This is a genomic window from Campylobacter sp. US33a, assembly GCF_004378855.1.
In the GTDB taxonomy this organism is placed as follows: Bacteria; Campylobacterota; Campylobacteria; order Campylobacterales; family Campylobacteraceae; genus Campylobacter_D.
The window spans coordinates 1-17,807 of record NZ_RYYL01000003.1 but is presented as its reverse complement, the minus strand read 5'-3'; the positions used below and the strand labels follow the sequence as shown (position 1 = coordinate 17,807).

General features: G+C 31.1%; 20 protein-coding genes and 1 pseudogene. 12 read left to right on the top strand and 9 right to left on the bottom strand.

Annotation, left to right across the window (positions count from 1 at the left end; translation table 11 throughout):
- Positions 1 to 13 precede the first annotated feature (13 nt).
- Positions 14 to 895 carry a polysaccharide deacetylase gene (locus ELQ16_RS02415; protein WP_134237993.1) on the bottom strand — a complete coding sequence of 294 codons (882 nt, stop codon included), beginning with the start codon at positions 893 to 895 and terminating at the stop codon, positions 14 to 16.
- On the bottom strand, positions 877 to 1,755 hold the full coding sequence (locus ELQ16_RS02410) for a carbon-nitrogen hydrolase family protein (RefSeq protein ID WP_134237992.1): 879 nt from the start codon (positions 1,753 to 1,755) through the stop codon (positions 877 to 879). The genes ELQ16_RS02415 and ELQ16_RS02410 overlap by 19 nt, the downstream gene beginning before the upstream one ends.
- Before the next feature lie 143 nt (positions 1,756 to 1,898).
- On the opposite strand from ELQ16_RS02410, the gene radA reads away from it, so the two are divergent.
- The 7 genes from radA to ELQ16_RS02375 all read left to right on the top strand — a co-directional run bounded on the left by radA (position 1,899) and on the right by ELQ16_RS02375 (position 8,298).
- Positions 1,899 to 3,239: a DNA repair protein RadA gene (gene radA / locus ELQ16_RS02405; protein ID WP_134237991.1), complete on the top strand. Its 1,341-nt coding sequence runs from the start codon at positions 1,899 to 1,901 to the stop codon at positions 3,237 to 3,239.
- Positions 3,240 to 3,315: 76 nt separating this feature from the next.
- Positions 3,316 to 3,996 carry a F0F1 ATP synthase subunit A gene (locus ELQ16_RS02400; RefSeq protein ID WP_134237990.1) on the top strand — a complete coding sequence of 227 codons (681 nt, stop codon included), beginning with the start codon at positions 3,316 to 3,318 and terminating at the stop codon, positions 3,994 to 3,996.
- Entirely contained in the window at positions 3,993 to 4,175 is a 183-nt protein-coding gene (locus tag ELQ16_RS10240) for a hypothetical protein (protein ID WP_134237989.1), read from the top strand. The genes ELQ16_RS02400 and ELQ16_RS10240 overlap by 4 nt, the downstream gene beginning before the upstream one ends.
- A 99-nt stretch (positions 4,176 to 4,274) precedes the next feature.
- A complete protein-coding gene (gene gatB, locus ELQ16_RS02390) occupies positions 4,275 to 5,693 on the top strand; it encodes an Asp-tRNA(Asn)/Glu-tRNA(Gln) amidotransferase subunit GatB (protein ID WP_134237988.1) in 1,419 nt (472 codons plus the stop codon).
- Positions 5,693 to 6,586, top strand: coding sequence for an NAD(P)H-dependent glycerol-3-phosphate dehydrogenase (locus ELQ16_RS02385; protein ID WP_134237987.1), 894 nt, complete (start codon positions 5,693 to 5,695; stop codon positions 6,584 to 6,586). The genes gatB and ELQ16_RS02385 overlap by 1 nt, the downstream gene beginning before the upstream one ends.
- A gap of 15 nt (positions 6,587 to 6,601) precedes the next feature.
- Positions 6,602 to 7,774, top strand: coding sequence for a metal-dependent hydrolase (locus tag ELQ16_RS02380; protein WP_134237986.1), 1,173 nt, complete (start codon positions 6,602 to 6,604; stop codon positions 7,772 to 7,774).
- Between the two features lie 2 nt (positions 7,775 to 7,776).
- Entirely contained in the window at positions 7,777 to 8,298 is a 522-nt protein-coding gene (locus ELQ16_RS02375; protein WP_134237985.1) for a hypothetical protein, read from the top strand.
- Positions 8,299 to 8,303: 5 nt separating this feature from the next.
- On the opposite strand, the gene ELQ16_RS02370 is transcribed toward ELQ16_RS02375, so the two are convergent.
- Genes ELQ16_RS02370 through ELQ16_RS02340 form a run of 7 tightly spaced genes read right to left on the bottom strand, consistent with a single transcriptional unit; the run spans position 8,304 to position 14,390 of the window.
- Positions 8,304 to 8,864: a hypothetical protein gene (locus ELQ16_RS02370; protein WP_134237984.1), complete on the bottom strand. Its 561-nt coding sequence runs from the start codon at positions 8,862 to 8,864 to the stop codon at positions 8,304 to 8,306.
- A complete protein-coding gene (locus tag ELQ16_RS02365) occupies positions 8,861 to 9,979 on the bottom strand; it encodes a hypothetical protein (protein ID WP_134237983.1) in 1,119 nt (372 codons plus the stop codon). Before ELQ16_RS02365 ends, ELQ16_RS02370 begins: the two co-directional genes overlap by 4 nt.
- On the bottom strand, positions 9,972 to 10,844 hold the full coding sequence (gene era, locus ELQ16_RS02360) for a GTPase Era (RefSeq protein WP_134237982.1): 873 nt from the start codon (positions 10,842 to 10,844) through the stop codon (positions 9,972 to 9,974). The genes ELQ16_RS02365 and era overlap by 8 nt, the downstream gene beginning before the upstream one ends.
- Complete coding sequence (gene hslU / locus ELQ16_RS02355) at positions 10,841 to 12,160, bottom strand: ATP-dependent protease ATPase subunit HslU (protein ID WP_134237981.1); 1,320 nt, start codon at positions 12,158 to 12,160, stop codon at positions 10,841 to 10,843. The genes era and hslU overlap by 4 nt, the downstream gene beginning before the upstream one ends.
- Positions 12,157 to 12,699, bottom strand: coding sequence for an ATP-dependent protease subunit HslV (gene hslV / locus ELQ16_RS02350; RefSeq protein WP_134237980.1), 543 nt, complete (start codon positions 12,697 to 12,699; stop codon positions 12,157 to 12,159). The genes hslU and hslV overlap by 4 nt, the downstream gene beginning before the upstream one ends.
- Complete coding sequence (gene rplI / locus ELQ16_RS02345; protein WP_134237979.1) at positions 12,699 to 13,142, bottom strand: 50S ribosomal protein L9; 444 nt, start codon at positions 13,140 to 13,142, stop codon at positions 12,699 to 12,701. Before rplI ends, hslV begins: the two co-directional genes overlap by 1 nt.
- Before the next feature lie 27 nt (positions 13,143 to 13,169).
- Complete coding sequence (locus tag ELQ16_RS02340; RefSeq protein WP_134237978.1) at positions 13,170 to 14,390, bottom strand: argininosuccinate synthase; 1,221 nt, start codon at positions 14,388 to 14,390, stop codon at positions 13,170 to 13,172.
- Positions 14,391 to 14,579: 189 nt separating this feature from the next.
- Between ELQ16_RS02340 and ELQ16_RS02335 the strand changes: the two genes are divergently transcribed.
- The 5 genes and pseudogenes from ELQ16_RS02335 to ELQ16_RS02315 all read left to right on the top strand — a co-directional run.
- Positions 14,580 to 14,825: an RNA-binding S4 domain-containing protein gene (locus ELQ16_RS02335; RefSeq protein ID WP_134237977.1), complete on the top strand. Its 246-nt coding sequence runs from the start codon at positions 14,580 to 14,582 to the stop codon at positions 14,823 to 14,825.
- Positions 14,822 to 15,229, top strand: a complete 408-nt coding sequence (gene tsaE, locus ELQ16_RS02330; RefSeq protein ID WP_134237976.1) for a tRNA (adenosine(37)-N6)-threonylcarbamoyltransferase complex ATPase subunit type 1 TsaE — start codon at positions 14,822 to 14,824, stop codon at positions 15,227 to 15,229. The genes ELQ16_RS02335 and tsaE overlap by 4 nt, the downstream gene beginning before the upstream one ends.
- Positions 15,222 to 15,950 carry an LPS export ABC transporter ATP-binding protein gene (lptB, locus tag ELQ16_RS02325; protein ID WP_134237975.1) on the top strand — a complete coding sequence of 243 codons (729 nt, stop codon included), beginning with the start codon at positions 15,222 to 15,224 and terminating at the stop codon, positions 15,948 to 15,950. Before tsaE ends, lptB begins: the two co-directional genes overlap by 8 nt.
- A complete protein-coding gene (locus ELQ16_RS02320; RefSeq protein ID WP_134237974.1) occupies positions 15,950 to 17,194 on the top strand; it encodes an RNA polymerase factor sigma-54 in 1,245 nt (414 codons plus the stop codon). Before lptB ends, ELQ16_RS02320 begins: the two co-directional genes overlap by 1 nt.
- Positions 17,195 to 17,735: 541 nt before the next feature.
- Positions 17,736 to 17,807: pseudogene (locus tag ELQ16_RS02315) on the top strand (phosphate ABC transporter ATP-binding protein); the annotation flags it as partial.

Here is a 17,807-nt window from a genome sequence, read left to right as displayed (position 1 = left end):
AACCTTGCAAATTTTATTTTTTTCTTGGACATCGTTTTAAAAAATCATCTGCCATAGCATTTAAATTTACCCATTTTACACCTTCGTGTTTATTGATATGTTCAATAATTCTTTCATGCATCAACAAAACTTGAGGACGCGCACTAACATCAGGGTGTATAGTCATAGGAAAAATAGCATAATCCATCTCACGATATACCCAATCAAACTGATCAATCCACATTTGTCCTATATCGCGTGGAGAGACAAAGCCAAAGCTATTTGGGGATTTTTTGATAAACATCATAGGAGGTAAATCATCTAAATACCAATTAGCAGGAATTTCAACCAAATCAGTTTCCTTGCCACGCACTAAAGGTTTCATCCAATCTTTTGCCTCAGCACTATAATCAATTTTAGTCCATTTATCGCCTACACGTACATAATACGGCGTAAAATCATTATGCATTAAGGAATGGTCATATTTTATACCATGTTTTAGCAAGAGTTCATTAGTGATATTTGAAAATTCCCACCAAGGTGCAACATAGCCACTTGGTTTTTTACCGCTTATTTTTTCTATTAATTCTATGCTTTTTAATAAGACATCTTCTTCTTGCTTAGCACTCATAGCAATGGGATTTTCATGTGAATACCCATGCGCACCTATTTCATGTCCCGCATCAACTATCATTTTCATTTGATCTGGGAAAGTTTCTATAGAGTGTCCTGGTGCAAACCAAGTTGCAGGAATGTTATACTTTTTAAAAAGTTTTAAAAGTCTAGGAATACCAACTTCTCCAGCAAAAAGTCCTCTTGAAATATCATCAGGAGAGTCTTCTCCGCCATAACTTCCAAGCCAACCAGCTACCGCATCAATATCCACGCCATAGGCAACTAAAATTTCTTTTGCCATTTTCTCTCCTTTGTGTTAAGATGAATTTCTTTTAGATTTTTTTGTGTTAGTTTTAAATTTAAATCTTTTAAATAAGGGATAGTATTTCTTTGAATTTCAACTTCTTTTATATCGATTTCATTAATGATAAAGCCTTCTTCTTTTTCATAAGTTGCTAAAATTTCTCCCTTTGGATTGATTATTCTTGAATGACCTGCAAATTCTAATTTATTTCCATCTATTTTTGATATTTCTTCGCCACTGCGATTACTTGCTAGGACAAAAACTCCATTTTCTAAAGCTCTTGCTTTGCTTGCCAAATCCCAAGCATAAGTTCTAGCCTTTCCAAAAGCAGCACTATAGCAGATAATTTGAGCGCCTTGCAAAGCTAAAATTCTAGCCCCTTCGCCAAAACCAACTTCATAACAAATTTGCAAACCAAGCTTGATGCTAAAATTTGGAAATTTTAATTTAAATACAGGATATTTATTACCTTTTTGAAATCTTTTCTTCTCATTTCCCCAAAGATAAATTTTTCTATATTTTCCAATAAGTCCTTTTGTTCCTAGTATATAAGCAGTATCAAAAAGTTTATTTTGATCTTTTTCTATGCTACAAGCTATAATATAAGCTTTATATCTTATGGCTAAGTTATGCAAGGATTTTAGGGTAGGGTGCTTTAAGTCTTTAAAAGAAAGTGCGTATTTTTGATCTTTATCTTCCACACAATATCCACTATCAAAAAGTTCTGGTAAAACTATAATTTTTGCTCCTTGTTCTAAGGCTTGTTTACTCAAAATCAGTGCTTTGCTTATATTATTTTTTACATCATATGATAGGGGCGAAAATTGTATGAGTGCGACTTGAATTTTCTTTTCCATAACATTCTCCTTGTTAGGAATTTGTTTAACTTTTTTTATCATATCCTTTAAATTCTTAAATCTTTTATTTTTGATCCAAGTTAATTTAAAAGAAAGATAAAGTGTGTAAAATTGTTATATTAAATTTTTAAAATGAGAAAACAATGGCAAAGAAGCAAATTTTATTTGAATGTCAAGCTTGTGGAAATCAGCAAGGCAAATGGATTGGAAAATGTCCAGATTGTGGAGCTTGGGATAGTTTTGTAGAATTAAAACAAGAACAAATTAAAGTTTTAAAAGAGCTTTCTAAAATTTCAAATTCACCAAGCGTAGCGGTTTGTATAGAAGAAGTGGTTGCTGAAAAATTTGCAAGAATTTCTACTGATGATAAAGAACTTGATTTGGTTTTAGGTGGTGGTTTGGTTGTTGGGAGTTTGGTTTTGATAGGCGGAAGTCCAGGGGTTGGGAAATCTACTCTTTTGTTAAAAATCGCTTCGAATTTAGCTAAAAGTGGCAAGAAAGTGCTTTATGTAAGTGGTGAAGAAAGTAAATCTCAAATCAAATTAAGAGCCGATCGTTTAGATGCTAATACGCCTAATTTATTTTTATTAACCGAGCTTTGTTTAGAAGATATTTTAGACGAGCTTAATAAAAAGGATTATGAAATTTTAATCATTGATTCCATACAAACTTTATATTCAAACAAAATCGCTTCAGCAGCGGGAAGTATCACGCAGGTTAGAGAAATCACTTTTGAGCTTATGCGTTTTTCAAAAGCCAAAAATATCAGCACTTTTATCATAGGTCACATTACAAAAGATGGTGCTATTGCTGGGCCTAGAATTTTAGAGCATATGGTGGATGTAGTACTCTATTTTGAAGGCGATGCGAACAAAGAAATTAGGCTTTTAAGGGGCTTTAAAAATCGTTTTGGAAATATCAGCGAAGTAGGGATTTTTGAAATGACTTCTAAAGGACTTATTAGTGCTAAAGATATAGTTAATAGATTTTTTTCAAGGGGTAAGGCTATAAGCGGAAGTGCTTTAAGTGTAGTAATGGAAGGAAGCAGGGCTTTGATCTTAGAAATTCAAGCCTTGGTTTGTGAAAGTGCTTACCCAAAACGAAGCGCCACAGGCTATGAAAAAAACCGCTTAGATATGCTAATTGCTTTGCTTGAAAGAAAACTTGAAATTCCTTTAGGGCATTATGATGTTTTTATTAATGTTAGTGGCGGGGTAAAAATTAGCGAAACAGCAGCAGATTTAGCAGTAGTTGCAGCTATCATTTCAAGTTTTAAAAATCGTCCTTTAAGCAAGGATAGTGTTTTTATAGGAGAGCTTAGTTTAAATGGGGAAATTAAAGAAGTTTTTTCACTTGATACGCGCTTAAAAGAAGCCAAAATGCAAAATTTTAAAAATGCTATTATTCCCATTAAACCTATGGAAAATATAGGTATTAAATGTTTTGTGGCTAAGGATTTAAGAGAAGTTTTAGAATGGATGTAAAAAAATTACTTTTCATCAAAATGTAAGCAAATTTAAGTTATAATATCAGTTTTAATACTTTTACTTAAGGTTTATTATGAAAGATTTGTTTTTATTTAGCTCACTCATCAACGAAAGCCATACTTTCGCTTATTTTTTTCATCTTATTTTAGTTGTTGTAATTGCTTTTCTTTTTGCAAAATTTGCAACAAGATCCATGCAACTTGTACCTAGAGGAAGTCAAAATTTAGCAGAGGCTTATTTGGATGGCATTTTAAGCATGGGGCGTGACACTATGGGTAGCGAAGAAGCTGCGAGAAAATATCTCCCTTTGGTTGCAACTATTGGTTTAGTAGTATTTTTCAGTAATATTATAGGTATTATACCTGGCTTTGAGGCACCTACTGCTAGTTTAAATTTAACAGCAGCTTTAGCTTTGATTGTATTTTTTTATTATCATTTTGAAGGCATTAGAACGCAAGGTTTTTTCAAATACTTTGCGCATTTTATGGGGCCTGTTAAAATTATTGCTCCTTTAATGTTTCCTATAGAACTTGTTTCTCATTTTTCTCGTATTATTTCTTTGTCTTTTCGTTTGTTTGGTAATATCAAAGGAGACGATTTATTTTTAGCAGTTATTTTAGCACTTGCTCCTTGGGTAGCTCCACTTCCTGCTTATGTGCTTTTAACTTTTATGGCTTTTTTACAAGCTTTTATTTTTATGATTTTAACTTATGTGTATTTAGCAGGTGCGACTGTTATTGAGGAAGGTCATTGATTTATATTTTAGAATTTTTTAAAGGTGCATCATGGGCTTTAGTGCTTTTTGGTGCATTCTTTTTGTTTTTTCATTTTACTTATTTTTATCTTTATCTTTGTACTATAGGCCTTCTTTTAAGTTTAGTTGTTTCTTTATTGTTGCGAAATTATGAATTACATCAAAAGCTGCTAGATTAATTTTTACAAATAAAATAGAATGAAGATTTTATTTGTAAGTTTAAAGACTTTTTGAAAGAAAAAATGTTAAAATAAGTCTAAAAAATTCAAGGAAAATCAATGTTTGAAGTAGTCATAGGACTTGAAGTTCATGCTCAATTAAATACTAAAACGAAAATCTTTTGCTCATGTGCGACTTCTTTTGGAGAAGCCCCAAATACCAATGTTTGTCCTACTTGTTTAGCTTTACCTGGTGCTTTACCTGTTTTAAATGAAGAAGCAGTAAAAAAAGCTATTGCTTTTGGGAAAGCGGTGAATGCAACTATAAATAAAAAAAGTATTTTTAATAGAAAAAATTATTTTTATCCAGATTTGCCAAAGGCTTATCAAATTTCGCAATTTGATATTCCTATAGTAGAAAAGGGTGAGCTTTTCATTAATGTAAATGGTGAGAATAAACGCATAGGTATCACTAGAGCGCATTTGGAAGAAGATGCAGGTAAGAATATCCATGAGAATGATTTTTCTAAGGTGGATTTAAATCGCGCTGGAACACCTTTACTTGAAATTGTAAGTGAGCCAGAACTTAGAAGTAGCGATGAAGCAGTGGCTTATCTTAAAAAATTACATTCCATCATACGCTTTTTAGATATTTCTGATGCAAATATGCAAGAAGGAAGTTTTAGATGTGACGCAAATGTTAGCATAAGACCAAAAGGTGATACTAAACTTTACACTAGGGTAGAAATTAAAAACCTTAATTCTTTCCGCTTTATTCAAAAGGCTATAGAATATGAAGTAAAAAGACAAAGCGAGGCGTGGGAAGATGGAGTTTATGATAAAGAAGTCGTGCAAGAAACAAGGCTTTTTGATACGACAAATTTAGTTACAAGAAGTATGCGTGGTAAGGAAGAAGCAGCAGAATACCGCTATTTTCCTGATCCTGATTTGTTACCTGTTTTATTAAAAGATGAGTTTTTAGAGCTTAAAATTCCAGAACTTCCAGATGAGAAAAAAACGCGTTATATGAGAGAACTTGGCATTAAAGAAAGTGATGCGGAAGTGCTAATAAGCTCACTTGAAATGAGTCGTTTTTTTGAGAGCTTGATTGCTTTAAATTTAAATCCTAAACTTTGTGTAAATTGGTTAAATACTGAACTTATGGGACTTTTAAAAGGAGAACTTACCATAGAAAATTCTCCTGTCAATGCAAATAAACTTGGCGCTTTAATCAAACGCATAGAAGATGGCACTATTAGTGCCAAGGCCGCTAAGGATGTTTTGGCTTTTGTTTTTGAAAATACTGAAGTAGAAATTGATGAAGCTATTGAAAAGCTAGGACTTAAACAAGTGAGTGATGACTCGGCCATTGAAGCGGTAATTGATCAAATTTTAAATGCAAATGCTGATAAAGTTGAAGAATATAAGAGTGGAAAAGATAAACTTTTTGGCTTTTTTGTGGGTCAAACTATGAAAGAAGGCAAGGGTGCTTTTAATCCTGTTAAGGTTAATGAAATTTTAAAAACAAAGCTTGGCTAATGAGCAAGATCGCAGTAATTGGTGCAGGGAAGTGGGGTAGTGCTTTACATAGTGCCTTAAGCATTAAAAATACTTGTGTTATCACTTCTCGCACACAGCGAGCTTTAGTTGATTTTGTAAGCTTGCAACAAGCACTAGATTGTGAATATTTGATTTTTGCTTTAAGTTCTCAAGGAATTCATTCTTGGCTTGAGCAAAATTTTATCAATAAGGGGCAAAAAATTCTTATTGCTTCAAAAGGCATAGAAACTTCAACTTGTAAATTTTTAGATGAAATTTTTAGCGAATTTGTAGATAAAGACAAACTTTGTGTTTTAAGTGGTCCTTCTTTTGCAGCCGAAGTTATGCAAAAACTTCCCTGTGCTTTGATGATTAGTGGTGTAAATCAAATACTTTGCAAAGAATTTGCAAATTTCTTTCCTGATTTTATAAAAGCTTATACAAATGATGATGTGCGTGGGGCTGAAATTTGTGGTGCTTATAAAAATGTCTTAGCAATTGCTAGTGGTATAAGTGATGGTTTAAAGCTTGGTAATAATGCAAGAGCTTCTTTAATCTCTCGTGGCCTTGTTGAAATGCATCGTTTTGGTAAGTTTTTTGGTGCCAAAGAAGAGACTTTTTTAGGGCTTAGCGGAGCAGGAGATTTGTTTTTAACAGCTACGAGCACTCTTTCAAGAAACTATCGAGCCGGATTGATGCTAGCACTTGGAAAAGGGTATCAAGATATAATTAATGAGTTAAAAGAGGTTGTAGAGGGTATACCTACGGCTTTTGCTATAGAAAAAATTTCACAAAAAGAGCAAATTTATACCCCTATAGTTAAAGAGGTTGTGGCCATACTTTACGGTAAGGACGCAAAGGAATCTCTTAAGGATTTATTAAGACAAAATTGATTTTAGGAAGATATCATGATTATTAAAAACGCAAAAATTTACGGAGAAGAGTTAAAGGATATTCAAATTTTAGAAGGCAAAATTACTCAAATTGCCAATGGATTACATGATAATGAAGAAATTATTGATGCACAAGGCCTGAGTGTTTTGCCTTCTTTTGTTGATCTTAATGTAAATTTTAAGAATGATAAATTTAGTTTAGAGCATCTTGATATTTTAGAACAAGAGTGTCTGAAATCTGGAATTTCAAGTATAGTTTTAAGAGATAAGATGGACTTTGAAGAGGAAAATTACACCTTGTTTTTAGATCGCTTAAAGCAAATGAAAATCGATGTTTTTTCTAGCATTCGAGTGCTTGACTCTAATAAAAAATTAAAAAATCTCTCCACCCTAGTAAATAAGGGAGCTTTAGGACTTGAGTTGAAAAGTTTCAGCGAAGCAAATATCGTAAAACTTGCTATGCAGTATGCTTTGATGAAAAATGTGCCTATATTCGTTGAATGTTATAATGAAGGTTTTGATGATGGCGGAGTGATGAATAATTCTGACATTAGTTTTGAATTGGGTCTTGTTGGAATGAATGCAATAAGCGAGTATAGCGAAGTGGCTAAGATGAAGCAAATTGCTAAATTTTATAATGTAGAAATTATCTATGATGGTTTAACTCTAAAAAATTCTTTAGAGTTATTAAGTGAAGATGATTGCATATTGGCTAGCATCCATCATTTAATTAAAAGTGATGAGGCGTGCTTGGGTTTTAATACTGCTGCAAAAATTTTTCCGCCATTGCGTTCTAAAGAAGATAGAGATTTTTTAAAGCAAGCTTTAAAAAAGAATAAAATCAAATTCTTAACTTCTTTACATAATCCAAAATCTATTTCTCTAAAAGATTTGGCTTTTGATGAGGCGGCATTTGGAATTCACGGACTTTGTGACTTTATAAGTCTTTGTTATACCTTCTTTATAAAAAATGGTTTTTTAACTTGGCGGGAACTTTGCAAGTTTACAAGTAAAAATCCTAGTGAATTTTTAGGTTTAAATAGTGGAATCATAGAGATTGGCAAAGAAGCAAATTTGGTTATTTTTGATGAAGATGAAGAAAATTTTACGCCAAAAGGCTCGCTTTATGCTAATGATAAGCTTTTTGGAAAGGTTAAAATGCATATGATTAAGGGTGAAATGTTTTAAAAATGCTAGTAGAAATTCTAGCAATTTATCTAATTATTTTTATTTTTGCACTTATACCCTTGTTTGCTTTGAAATTTCAAAGGGCAAAGTGGCTTTTGCTAGTGTTTTATATTTTAATCATTTGCTTTTGGATGATTATTTTTTTAGATTCTAGTAGGAATTTGCTTTTTGTTTTAACGCATTTTTCTTATATTGCTCCTTTGCTTTGTTGTGTGATTGGAATTTTTAGTTTTATTTGGCATAAAAAAGAGTTTTTTACAATTAAGTTTTATCTTTCTGGTTTTTATTTATTTGTATCCTTATGTGCTTTTTTTACTTTTTTTCTTTCAGAACTTCCAAAGAACAAAGGTTTTTATGTGGATGAAAATAATTTATATGAATTTTATATTTTTGGAAGCATTATGATGTTCTTATCTATGTTAGGGCTTTTTGGAATTTATAAAAACAAAAAATATTTGCTCTATTTTACTTATAGTTTTATTATATTTTTGGTTATTCTAAATAGTTTTTATTTTTCAACTTAAATACTTTAAAGTTCAATTAATGGATCAAGCACTATAAAATTAAGTTTTAAAGTAATATCTAAATATTCTTCCTTGCTTTGAATATTTAGCTTTTCTATACTAAAAAAGTGTTTGTCGTTATTTAAATCTTGTAAGAAACTTAAAAGTTGAATAAAAGAGCTTTGAAAATTTATTTTTAAATGATGAATTTGAAATTGCTCCATCTTTGTTGTTTGAGTGTCTAAGTCTTTAAAGTATAAAGAATTTTCATTTGCTTTTTTCTGTAAAGCATTCATATAGTCATTATAGCTTTTTTTGAGTATTAATAAACCTTGTTTTAGATTAAAAAGTTCTTCGCTTTGATTTTGATATTTGGCATTAAGAGAAAGTAGTTTTTGGTTTAATTGCTCGCTTTTGCTTTGTGAATTTTGCAAAAGCAATTGTAAGGCTTCGTCATTGTTATCGTTTTCTAAATAGGTTTCACTAAGTTTTAAAGCTAAAAAAACACCAGCAAAAATAATTAAAACAAAATATAAAATTCTTTCTCTGGGATTTAAATTTTCTAAAAAAATATTAATTTTATTCATTGACGAAGTTCCAATTCTATATGATATATTTTATTTTTAATTTCTTTTTTCTTAAGGGTGAAATTAGGACTTAGGTGGATTTCGCTTAAGAGTTTTTCTAAAGTACTACTTTGTTCAGCTTGAATGTAAATTTTATGAGAATGGATGTTTAAATTATTTATTTTTACATTATATTCTTGTAAAAGTTTACTAAGCTGGTAAATATTTTCCAAAGGAGAATCAAAGGAAATATGCTCATTTAAATTTTTAAAAATATCTTTGTAATCATTAAGTAGATTCTCATTTTCTTGCACTTGTTTTTCTTTTTTTACTATAGCAATGCTTAAATTTTGTTCTTGTAAATTTAATTGCGAAAGTGATGTTTGCAAAAGCTCCTTTTCTTGATTAAATTTATATGCATCATAGGCTTTGAAAAATGATGGTATAAGAGTTGCCATAAAAGAAATGAGAAAAATAAATATACTTTTTTGCCAAAGATTTAATCTCGAAGGAGAATGTTTGATGAAGTTGGCACTTTTTTGCAATTGAATGTTTTTTAAAAGTTCAGGATAAGTGGATTTATCAAGAAGGGAGCAATGTGTGTTAAGCTTTTCTTTGCAAAATTTAGAAAAATTAAATTTATCATTAATAAATACGATATGTTTTATTTTGTATTTTTGAAGCAAAATTTCTAATCTTCCTTGTCCAAAAACCACATTCTCAAAACTATCTTGAATATCTTGATTGGCAATTTTTTTAAGACTAAAATTAGGAATGATTTTGTAGTTTTTAAAAATTTGATTTTGATAAAAGCAAGCGCAAGTAATATTTTCATCAAAATGAACAAAACAAATGTTTTCATCACTTTTATAAGCACTAAAAAGCAGAGCTTGTGCAAATATATCGTCACATTTAAAATCAATATTTTCACTTAAAGTTAAAAAAATATGCGCTAAATTTTCTTCTAAAATATAAGACATTTGATAGTTTAAATTTTCTGTAATATTTAAATCTTCGCAAGATTTTTCAAATAAAATTTCTTCTAAATTTTCACTTTTTTCATAGGGAAGCTGAGTGTATAAGACTTGCTCAAAATTTAGGAATTTTCTTTCTTTATTTTTTAAAATTTTAATCATTTAGTATTGCTTTTTTGATGAAATCTTGGTCTTTTTGCCAATCTTTTTTTACTTGAACGAAAAGTTTTAGCATTACTTTTTTATTAGCTAATTTTTGAATTTTTTCTCTCGCATCTTTACCAAGTCTTTTAATGCTAGCGCCATTTTTTCCTATTAGCATTGCTTTATGTGAATTAGTGTTTGTGATAATATTTGCATCGATAAAAAGTATTTGTGCTTCTTCTTTAAAGCGAGTTATGATAACTTCACTACTATAGGGTAACTCATCACTAAAATTTTCATATAAGGATTCTAAAATAAAATCCCTATAAATTTCTTTCTCATTGCTATTTGTAATAAATTCAGGATCAAAGAAATACTCGTGTTCTGGAAGGTATTTGCAAATTTCATCAAGTAAAATTTTTTTATAAGCTTTTTTCTTGCAAGAAAAAGGAATAAGAGCTTGAAACTGTTCTTTAAATAAATTGTATTCATCGAGTTTTTTAAACAAACTTGCATTATCACACAAATCAACTTTGTTTAAAACGATGATATGCGGTGTTTTGGGATTAAGTTTTAAAAAGTCCTGATAATTTTGCATATCATCATAAACGCTTGCTACAAAAACAATCAGATCGCAATCTGCTATAGATTTAATCGCCGATTGAATCATGAGCTGATTTAATATCGCATCGCTTTTGTGTAACCCTGGCGTATCAATGAAGATAAGTTGATTATCCTTATGCATCACGATAGCACTGATTTTGCGTCTTGTGGCATTTTGTTTGTGTGAAACAAGAGTGATTTTCTCATCTAATAAAGAATTTATAATGCTACTTTTCCCAGCATTTGTTCTTCCTATAAGAGAGATGAAACCACTTTTCACAAAATATACCTAGCCAAGTCTTTATTTTCGATAATATCTCCAAGTTTTTCTTCTACCATTTTTTTGTCCACTATGAATTTTTTGCCCGCATATTCATCAGCTTCAAAACTTAAATCTTCAAGTAATTTTTCTATCACCGTATGTAAACGCCTTGCGCCAATATCTTGCATTTCTTCATTGGCTTTAGAGGCAATTTTTGCAATTTCTTTTATGGTTTCATCTTCAAATTCAAGCTCTAAATTTTCAGTTTTTAAAAGTTCAGCATATTGTTTTAAAAGTGAATTTTTTGGACGCGTTAAAATCTCATAAAGCGCTTTATCATCAAGGCTATCTAGTTCCACTCTTAAAGGAAAACGCCCTTGAAGTTCAGGGATTAAATCGCTTGGTTTACTAAGATGAAAAGCCCCTGCTGCTATAAAAAGGATATGATCGGTTTTTAAAGTGCCGATTTTTGTTTGCACATTAGATCCTTCGACAATAGGAAGTAAATCTCTTTGTACACCTTCTTTGCTTGGATCTTGGCGGTTTGAATTTCCACTTGAAACGGCGATTTTATCAATCTCATCAATGAAAATAATTCCTTCATTTTCGGCTCTTCTTAAAGCTTCACTTTTGATACTTTCTTGATCTAAAATTTTTTCTCCAGCCTCTGTTTTTAAAGCATTTTTGGCATCTTTGATTTTCATTTCTTTTTTGACTTTTTTGCTGCCTACACCGATAACTTTAACTATATCTTGCATAGCCCCCATTTCAGGCGGTAAATTTGGGTTTGTATCAAACATACTTTGAGAAATTTCTATTTCTATCACGCTTTCATCTAAATCGCCATTTCTAAGTTTTAAACGCATTTTTTCTAAAGAATTTTTATATTCTTCTTGTTTTTCATCGCTTACTCCTTTTGGTAAAGGGGGTAAGAGTTTTTCTAAGATTTTATTTTCTATAAATTCATCGATTTTTTCTTTATTTTTTTCTCTTTGTTCATTTTTTACTAAATTTAAAGCCGCATTCGCTAGATCTCTTACCATACTTTCAACATCACGACCCACAAAACCAACTTCAGTGTATTTGCTTGCTTCTATTTTAATAAAAGGAAAACCCATCATTTTTGCTAAACGCCTTGCAATTTCGGTTTTACCTACACCGGTTGATCCTATCATTAAGATATTTTTTGGCATGATATCATCTTGAAGTTCAGGACTAAGCTGCATCCTGCGATAACGATTTCTTAAAGCTATGGCTATGATTTTTTTAGCTTTTTTTTGTCCTATAACATAATCATCTAAAAATTTAACGATTTCTTTTGGGGTTAAATTCATTTCTCATCCTCGATTACATAAGTTTTTATATTAGTATTAGTATAAATGCAAATCTCACCTGCGATCTCAAGGCTTGATTTTACTAATTCTTCTTCATCTAAACTCGCATGCTTTGCTAAAGCTCTTGCAGCCGAAAGTGCGTAGTTTCCTCCGCTTCCAATAGCGACAATTTTTCCATCTTCGGGCTCAACCACATCACCTGTGCCAGAAAGCAAGAAAATATGTTCTCTATCAAGCACTATCATCATGGCTTCAAGTTTTCTTAAATATTTGTCTTTTCTCCATTCTTTAGAAAAATCAATCGCCGCTTTCAAAAGATCGCCTTTAGAGCTTTGGAGTAAATTTTCAAACATATCAAAAAGATTAAAAGCATCTGCAGTAGATCCTGCAAAACCTGCTAAAACTTTGCCATTATTTAGCTTTCTGATTTTTACTGCATTACCTTTTAAGACGGTGTTACCAAAGCTTACTTGACCATCTCCACCGATTACAGATTTGCTTTTACCTTTATAAGCTAAAATCGTTGTTGCATGAAACATTATTCAGCCTTTATGTTGATTTTAAAATTTGCATGGATAGCATGGCCTAATTTTACGCTTACTTCGTGCAAACCAAGATTTTTTAAGGTATCACACTCCAAACTTTTTTTATCAATTTCTATATTTTTTTGCGTTTTTAAGGCATTTGCTATTTCATCTTTAGTTACTCCGCCAAATAAACTTCCATTTGCACCAACAGGCTTTGAAATTTCAAGTGTGATTTTGCTAAGCTCATCTTTTAATTTTTCTAAATTCGCTATTTCAAAACGCAAATTTTCTGCTTCTTTTTTCTTATCACTTTCGTATTTTCTTAAAACTTCAGTTGTAGCAGCCTTAGCAAAACCTTTTCCTATTAGGAAATTTTGCCCATAGCCATCTTTTACTTCTTTGACTTCTCCAGCTTTTCCGAGTCCTTTTACATCTTTGATTAATAATACTTTCATTTCGTCCTTTCGTTACCTTTTGTATAATTAAAATTTTCTTCCATTTTTACCTGCAATGATAAAACGCAAGGCATTGAGTTTAATAAATCCTGCTGCATCCTTTTGATTATACACTTCATCTTCTTCGAAAGTGCAATAAGCTGCATTAAACAAGCTATCATTAGCGCTTTCGCGGCCAATCACCATCACATTACCTTTATAAAGTTCTAATTTTATTTTGCCATTAGCGTGTTTTTGAGACTCATCGATTAAGGCTTGGAGCATATATCTTTCCGGCGAAAACCAATAGCCATTATAAATCAAGCTTGCATATTTTGGCATAAGTTCGTCTTTTAAATGTGCCGCTTCTCTATCAAGCGTAATGCTTTCAATAGCACGATGCGCTTTTAAAAGTATAGTTCCGCCTGGGGTTTCATAGCAACCACGACTTTTCATACCTACATAACGATTTTCTACTATATCAAGGCGTCCTATACCATGTTTACAACCTAATTCATTCAGTTTTGTTAAAAGTCCTGCTGGGCTTAATTTTTCGCCATTTATAGCTACTAAATCACCTTTAACAAATTCAAGTTCTATAATTTCGCTTTCATTAGGAGCTTCTTTTGGGCTTTTGCTCCATCTCCACATATCATCTTCAGGGGCGTGTGCTGGATCTTCTAAAACAAGCCCTTCATAAGAAATGTGAAGCAAATTTGCATCCATAGAATAAGGTGATTTACCTTTTTTCTTGGTGATATCAATACCATGTTTTTGTGCATAGGCTAGAAGTTTTTCGCGGCTATTTAAATCCCATTCTCTCCAAGGAGCAATGATTTTTAAATCAGGATTGAATGCTAAATATCCAAGTTCAAAGCGCACCTGATCGTTTCCTTTACCTGTAGCTCCATGACTTACTGCATCTGCGCCAGTTTGTAAGGCGATTTGCGCTTGGGTTTTTGCGATTAATGGGCGCGCAATGCTTGTGCCTAGCAAGTATTCCCCTTCATAAATTGCATTTGCTCTAAACATAGGAAATACATAATCTTTTACAAATTCATCTCTTAAATCTTTAATAAAAATATTTTCTTCTTTAATACCCAAAGAAAGGGCTTTTTTTCTAGCAGGTTCAAGTTCTTCGCCTTGACCAATATCTGCCGTAAATGTCACTACTTCGCAATTGTATTCATCTTGTAACCATTTTAAAATAATACTTGTATCAAGTCCCCCAGAATAAGCTAAAACAACTTTTTTTACATCATTTTTCATTATTCATCCTTTTTATGTGAAAATTGTTAGAAATTTTAGCTAAAAATAATTACATTATAGCTTTAAATTTGAAAAAAATATTTTTTAAATTTGCATCTGTTTGATTAATGAATCGAAGATAAAACACAAAATTCAATAAATAAGCATTTTTTGTTCCAAAAATTAGTTTTTTTTGATAAAATTACAAGAATGAGAGTAGATAAGTTTTTAAATACGGTAAATATTACAAAGCGTCGAGCGATTTCTGAAGATATGTGTAAAAGTGGTGTAGTAACTATTAATGGTATTGTGGTTAAGCCTAGTAAAGAGGTTAAAATCGGTGATATACTTAGCATACAATTTACTACACATCAAGATAATTATAAAGTTCTTGCTATTCCACAAAATAAAAGTATCCCAAAATCAGCTCAAAATGAATATGTGGTAAAAATATGAAAGAAATGGTTTTAGCTTTAGATGAGCTTGATAAAATTTGTGAAATTTTGCCTAAAAATGGTGTGGTGATTTTGCAAGGAGATTTAGCAAGTGGTAAGACCAGTCTTGTAAAGGCTTTAGCGGCTTTTAGACAAAGTCAAATTATACCAACATCGCCTACTTTTTGTACAATGCAAGAATACCTTAGTCAAGAAGGAAAAATCTATCATTATGATATTTATCAAGAAGGTTTTGAAAAATTGTTGAAAAATGGTTTGATAGAAAATTTTTTTGAACAAGGTTTGCATTTAGTAGAATGGGGTGATGAAAAACTTAAAAAATATTTAGATCGTTTTGAAATTCCAAATTTAATGATAAAAATTACGCCTCAAAATTACAAAAGAAAGTATGAAATTTATGAGTAAGTTAGAAGTTAGCAATTTAGAAAAAACGATTCGAAAAACCAAAATCATTCAAAGTGTATCTTTGGAAGTAAATAGTGGTGAAGTTGTCGGACTTTTGGGTCCAAATGGGGCAGGCAAAACCACGACTTTTTATATGATATGTGGTCTTATACCACCAAGTAGTGGTAGAGTTTTATTGGATGGGAAGGATATTACCAAAGAACCTTTAAATAAAAGAGCTAGACAAGGCATCGGTTATTTGCCACAAGAAAGCAGTATATTTAAAGATTTAAGCGTAGAAGATAATTTGCTTTTAGCAGCTCAAATTTTTTATAAAGATAAGAAAATTTTACATGAAAAAGTAGAGCAAATGCTTGAGTTATTAAGTATAGAGCCTATTCGCTTAAGGAAGGGTTTGAGTTTAAGTGGTGGAGAAAGGCGGCGTTGCGAGATCGCAAGATCCTTGATGTGTAATCCAAAATTTTTACTTCTTGATGAACCTTTTGCTGGAGTTGATCCTATTGCGGTGGCTGAAATTCAGAGTTTGATTAAAGAGCTAAAAGCTCTAAATATAGGTATTTTAATTACTGATCATAATGTTAGAGAAACTTTGGCAATTTGCGATAGAGCTTATGTTATTAAATCAGGAAGTTTGCTTGCTAGCGGTAGCGCGGAAGAAATTGCACGCAATCAAGATGTAAAAAAACATTACTTAGGATCAGAGTTTAGGCTCTTAGAATAATGCTAAAACAAAAAACTTCTATCGCTCAAAAGGCTAAATTATCACAAACCTTGCGTTCTTGGCTTCCTATTTTGCAAGCTAATATTGAAGATTTAAAAGAAAATTTAAGTGAAATTGCTAAGGATAATCCTTTTGTTAGCGTGGAAGAAAATTCGCAAAATTTTAAACTTCCTAAAAAACAGCATTTTGAAAATTTTCATAAAAATTCAATTTCAGATACGCTAGAGGCTTTAAGTGTTGATAAAAAAAGTGTTTATGAGCTTTTAAACGAACAAATTATTCCTCCACTTTTTCCTACTCAAAAATCTCAAGAAATTGCAGAAAAAATTATTTCTTGTTTAAATCATGAAGGATATTTTGAATTTGATGATGAGGTGTTTGTAGGGATCACTCAAGAAGATTTAGAAAAGGTTAGGGTGAGATTTAAGTATCTTGATCCTTTGGGTGTTGGTGCTAAGGATTATAAGGAAGCTTTACTTTTTTGTCTTGATAATGAAGAGCTTGAAGATGAACTTTATGAATTTAGCAAAAAATTAATTTTAAATTTTGAAAATATACACGAATTTATCAAAGAACCTTTATATAAAACAGCTTTGCGTTTAATTAAAAAATTTTCTACTCCACCTTTTTTGGAATATTTTGAAGATAGCAACCATGTAGTGCCTGATATTTTTGTGTATAGAGAAAATGATGAAATTAAAGTGAAAATTAATGATGATTATTATCCAGAAATTTGTTTGCAAACCGATGATTTAAATCATGAATTTTTAAATTCTTACATCAAAGAAGCAAAAAATCTCATTGATGCTTTAGAGATGCGTAAGGCAACTTTATATAAGATAGGGCTTATGATTATTGAACATCAGTATGATTTCTTTTTGGGTGGAGATATTAAGCCAATGCGCCTAAAAGATTTAGCTCAAGATTTAGAACGCAATGCTTCGACGATTTCAAGAGCTATTGCGAATAAATATTTAAGTTGCGATCGTGGTTTAATTCCTTTAAAGCAGTTTTTTGCTACAGCATTGGATGATGGAGAAACTTCAAATGCCAGTGTAAAGGATTATATATGTGCTTTGATTAAAAAAGAAAATCACAAAAAGCCTTTGAGTGATCTTAAACTTCTTGAACTTGCAAGTAAAGAATTTAAGATTGAAATTGGCAGAAGAACTATTACAAAATACCGCAAACAAATGGGGATTGCAAGCTCTAGCCAAAGAAAAAAGCTTTATAGCTTAGAATAATAGGTTGCATATCTTCTAAGCTTCTAACCTTTTCCTAAAACAATTTTTTATATAATTTCCAAGCTTTAAGGACAACCGACTGAAGACTTTGAATAAAGTTGAAAGGAGGTTGAGATGAACGAAGTAATTATCATTTTGATACTTTTAGTAGTCCTTATCGTAGCGATTAAAAGCTAGATAAGAACTGATTTTTAAAAAAAGCTAATTTAATTTTAAAAAAACCCTGCTTAGTTTGTCCTTAAAGTCATAAAGTCTTCATAAATAGCAGGGTGAAGACTTCGAAAGTTCATTGTTTTATGTTTAAATCTTAAAAATTATTTTTTCATCTTTAAATTTTAAAATTCTTTCATCTGTATTTAAAACAAAGTTCTCAAAAATTAAAATTTCCTTTTTTTGTATTGGTTCTTTTGGTTATTGCTTTGATTCTAAATAATAACTCATTGAAATTAAAAGGCTTGCAAATATAATCATCACAACCTTCTTTAAAGCCATCTAAAATATCTTTTTGCAAGGTTTTAGTGCTTAAGAAAATCACCCATTAATCGGTGCTTCAGGGTGTGGGAAATCAACATTTTTGCGTTGTTTTAATCGTATGAATGATAAAATCGCAAAA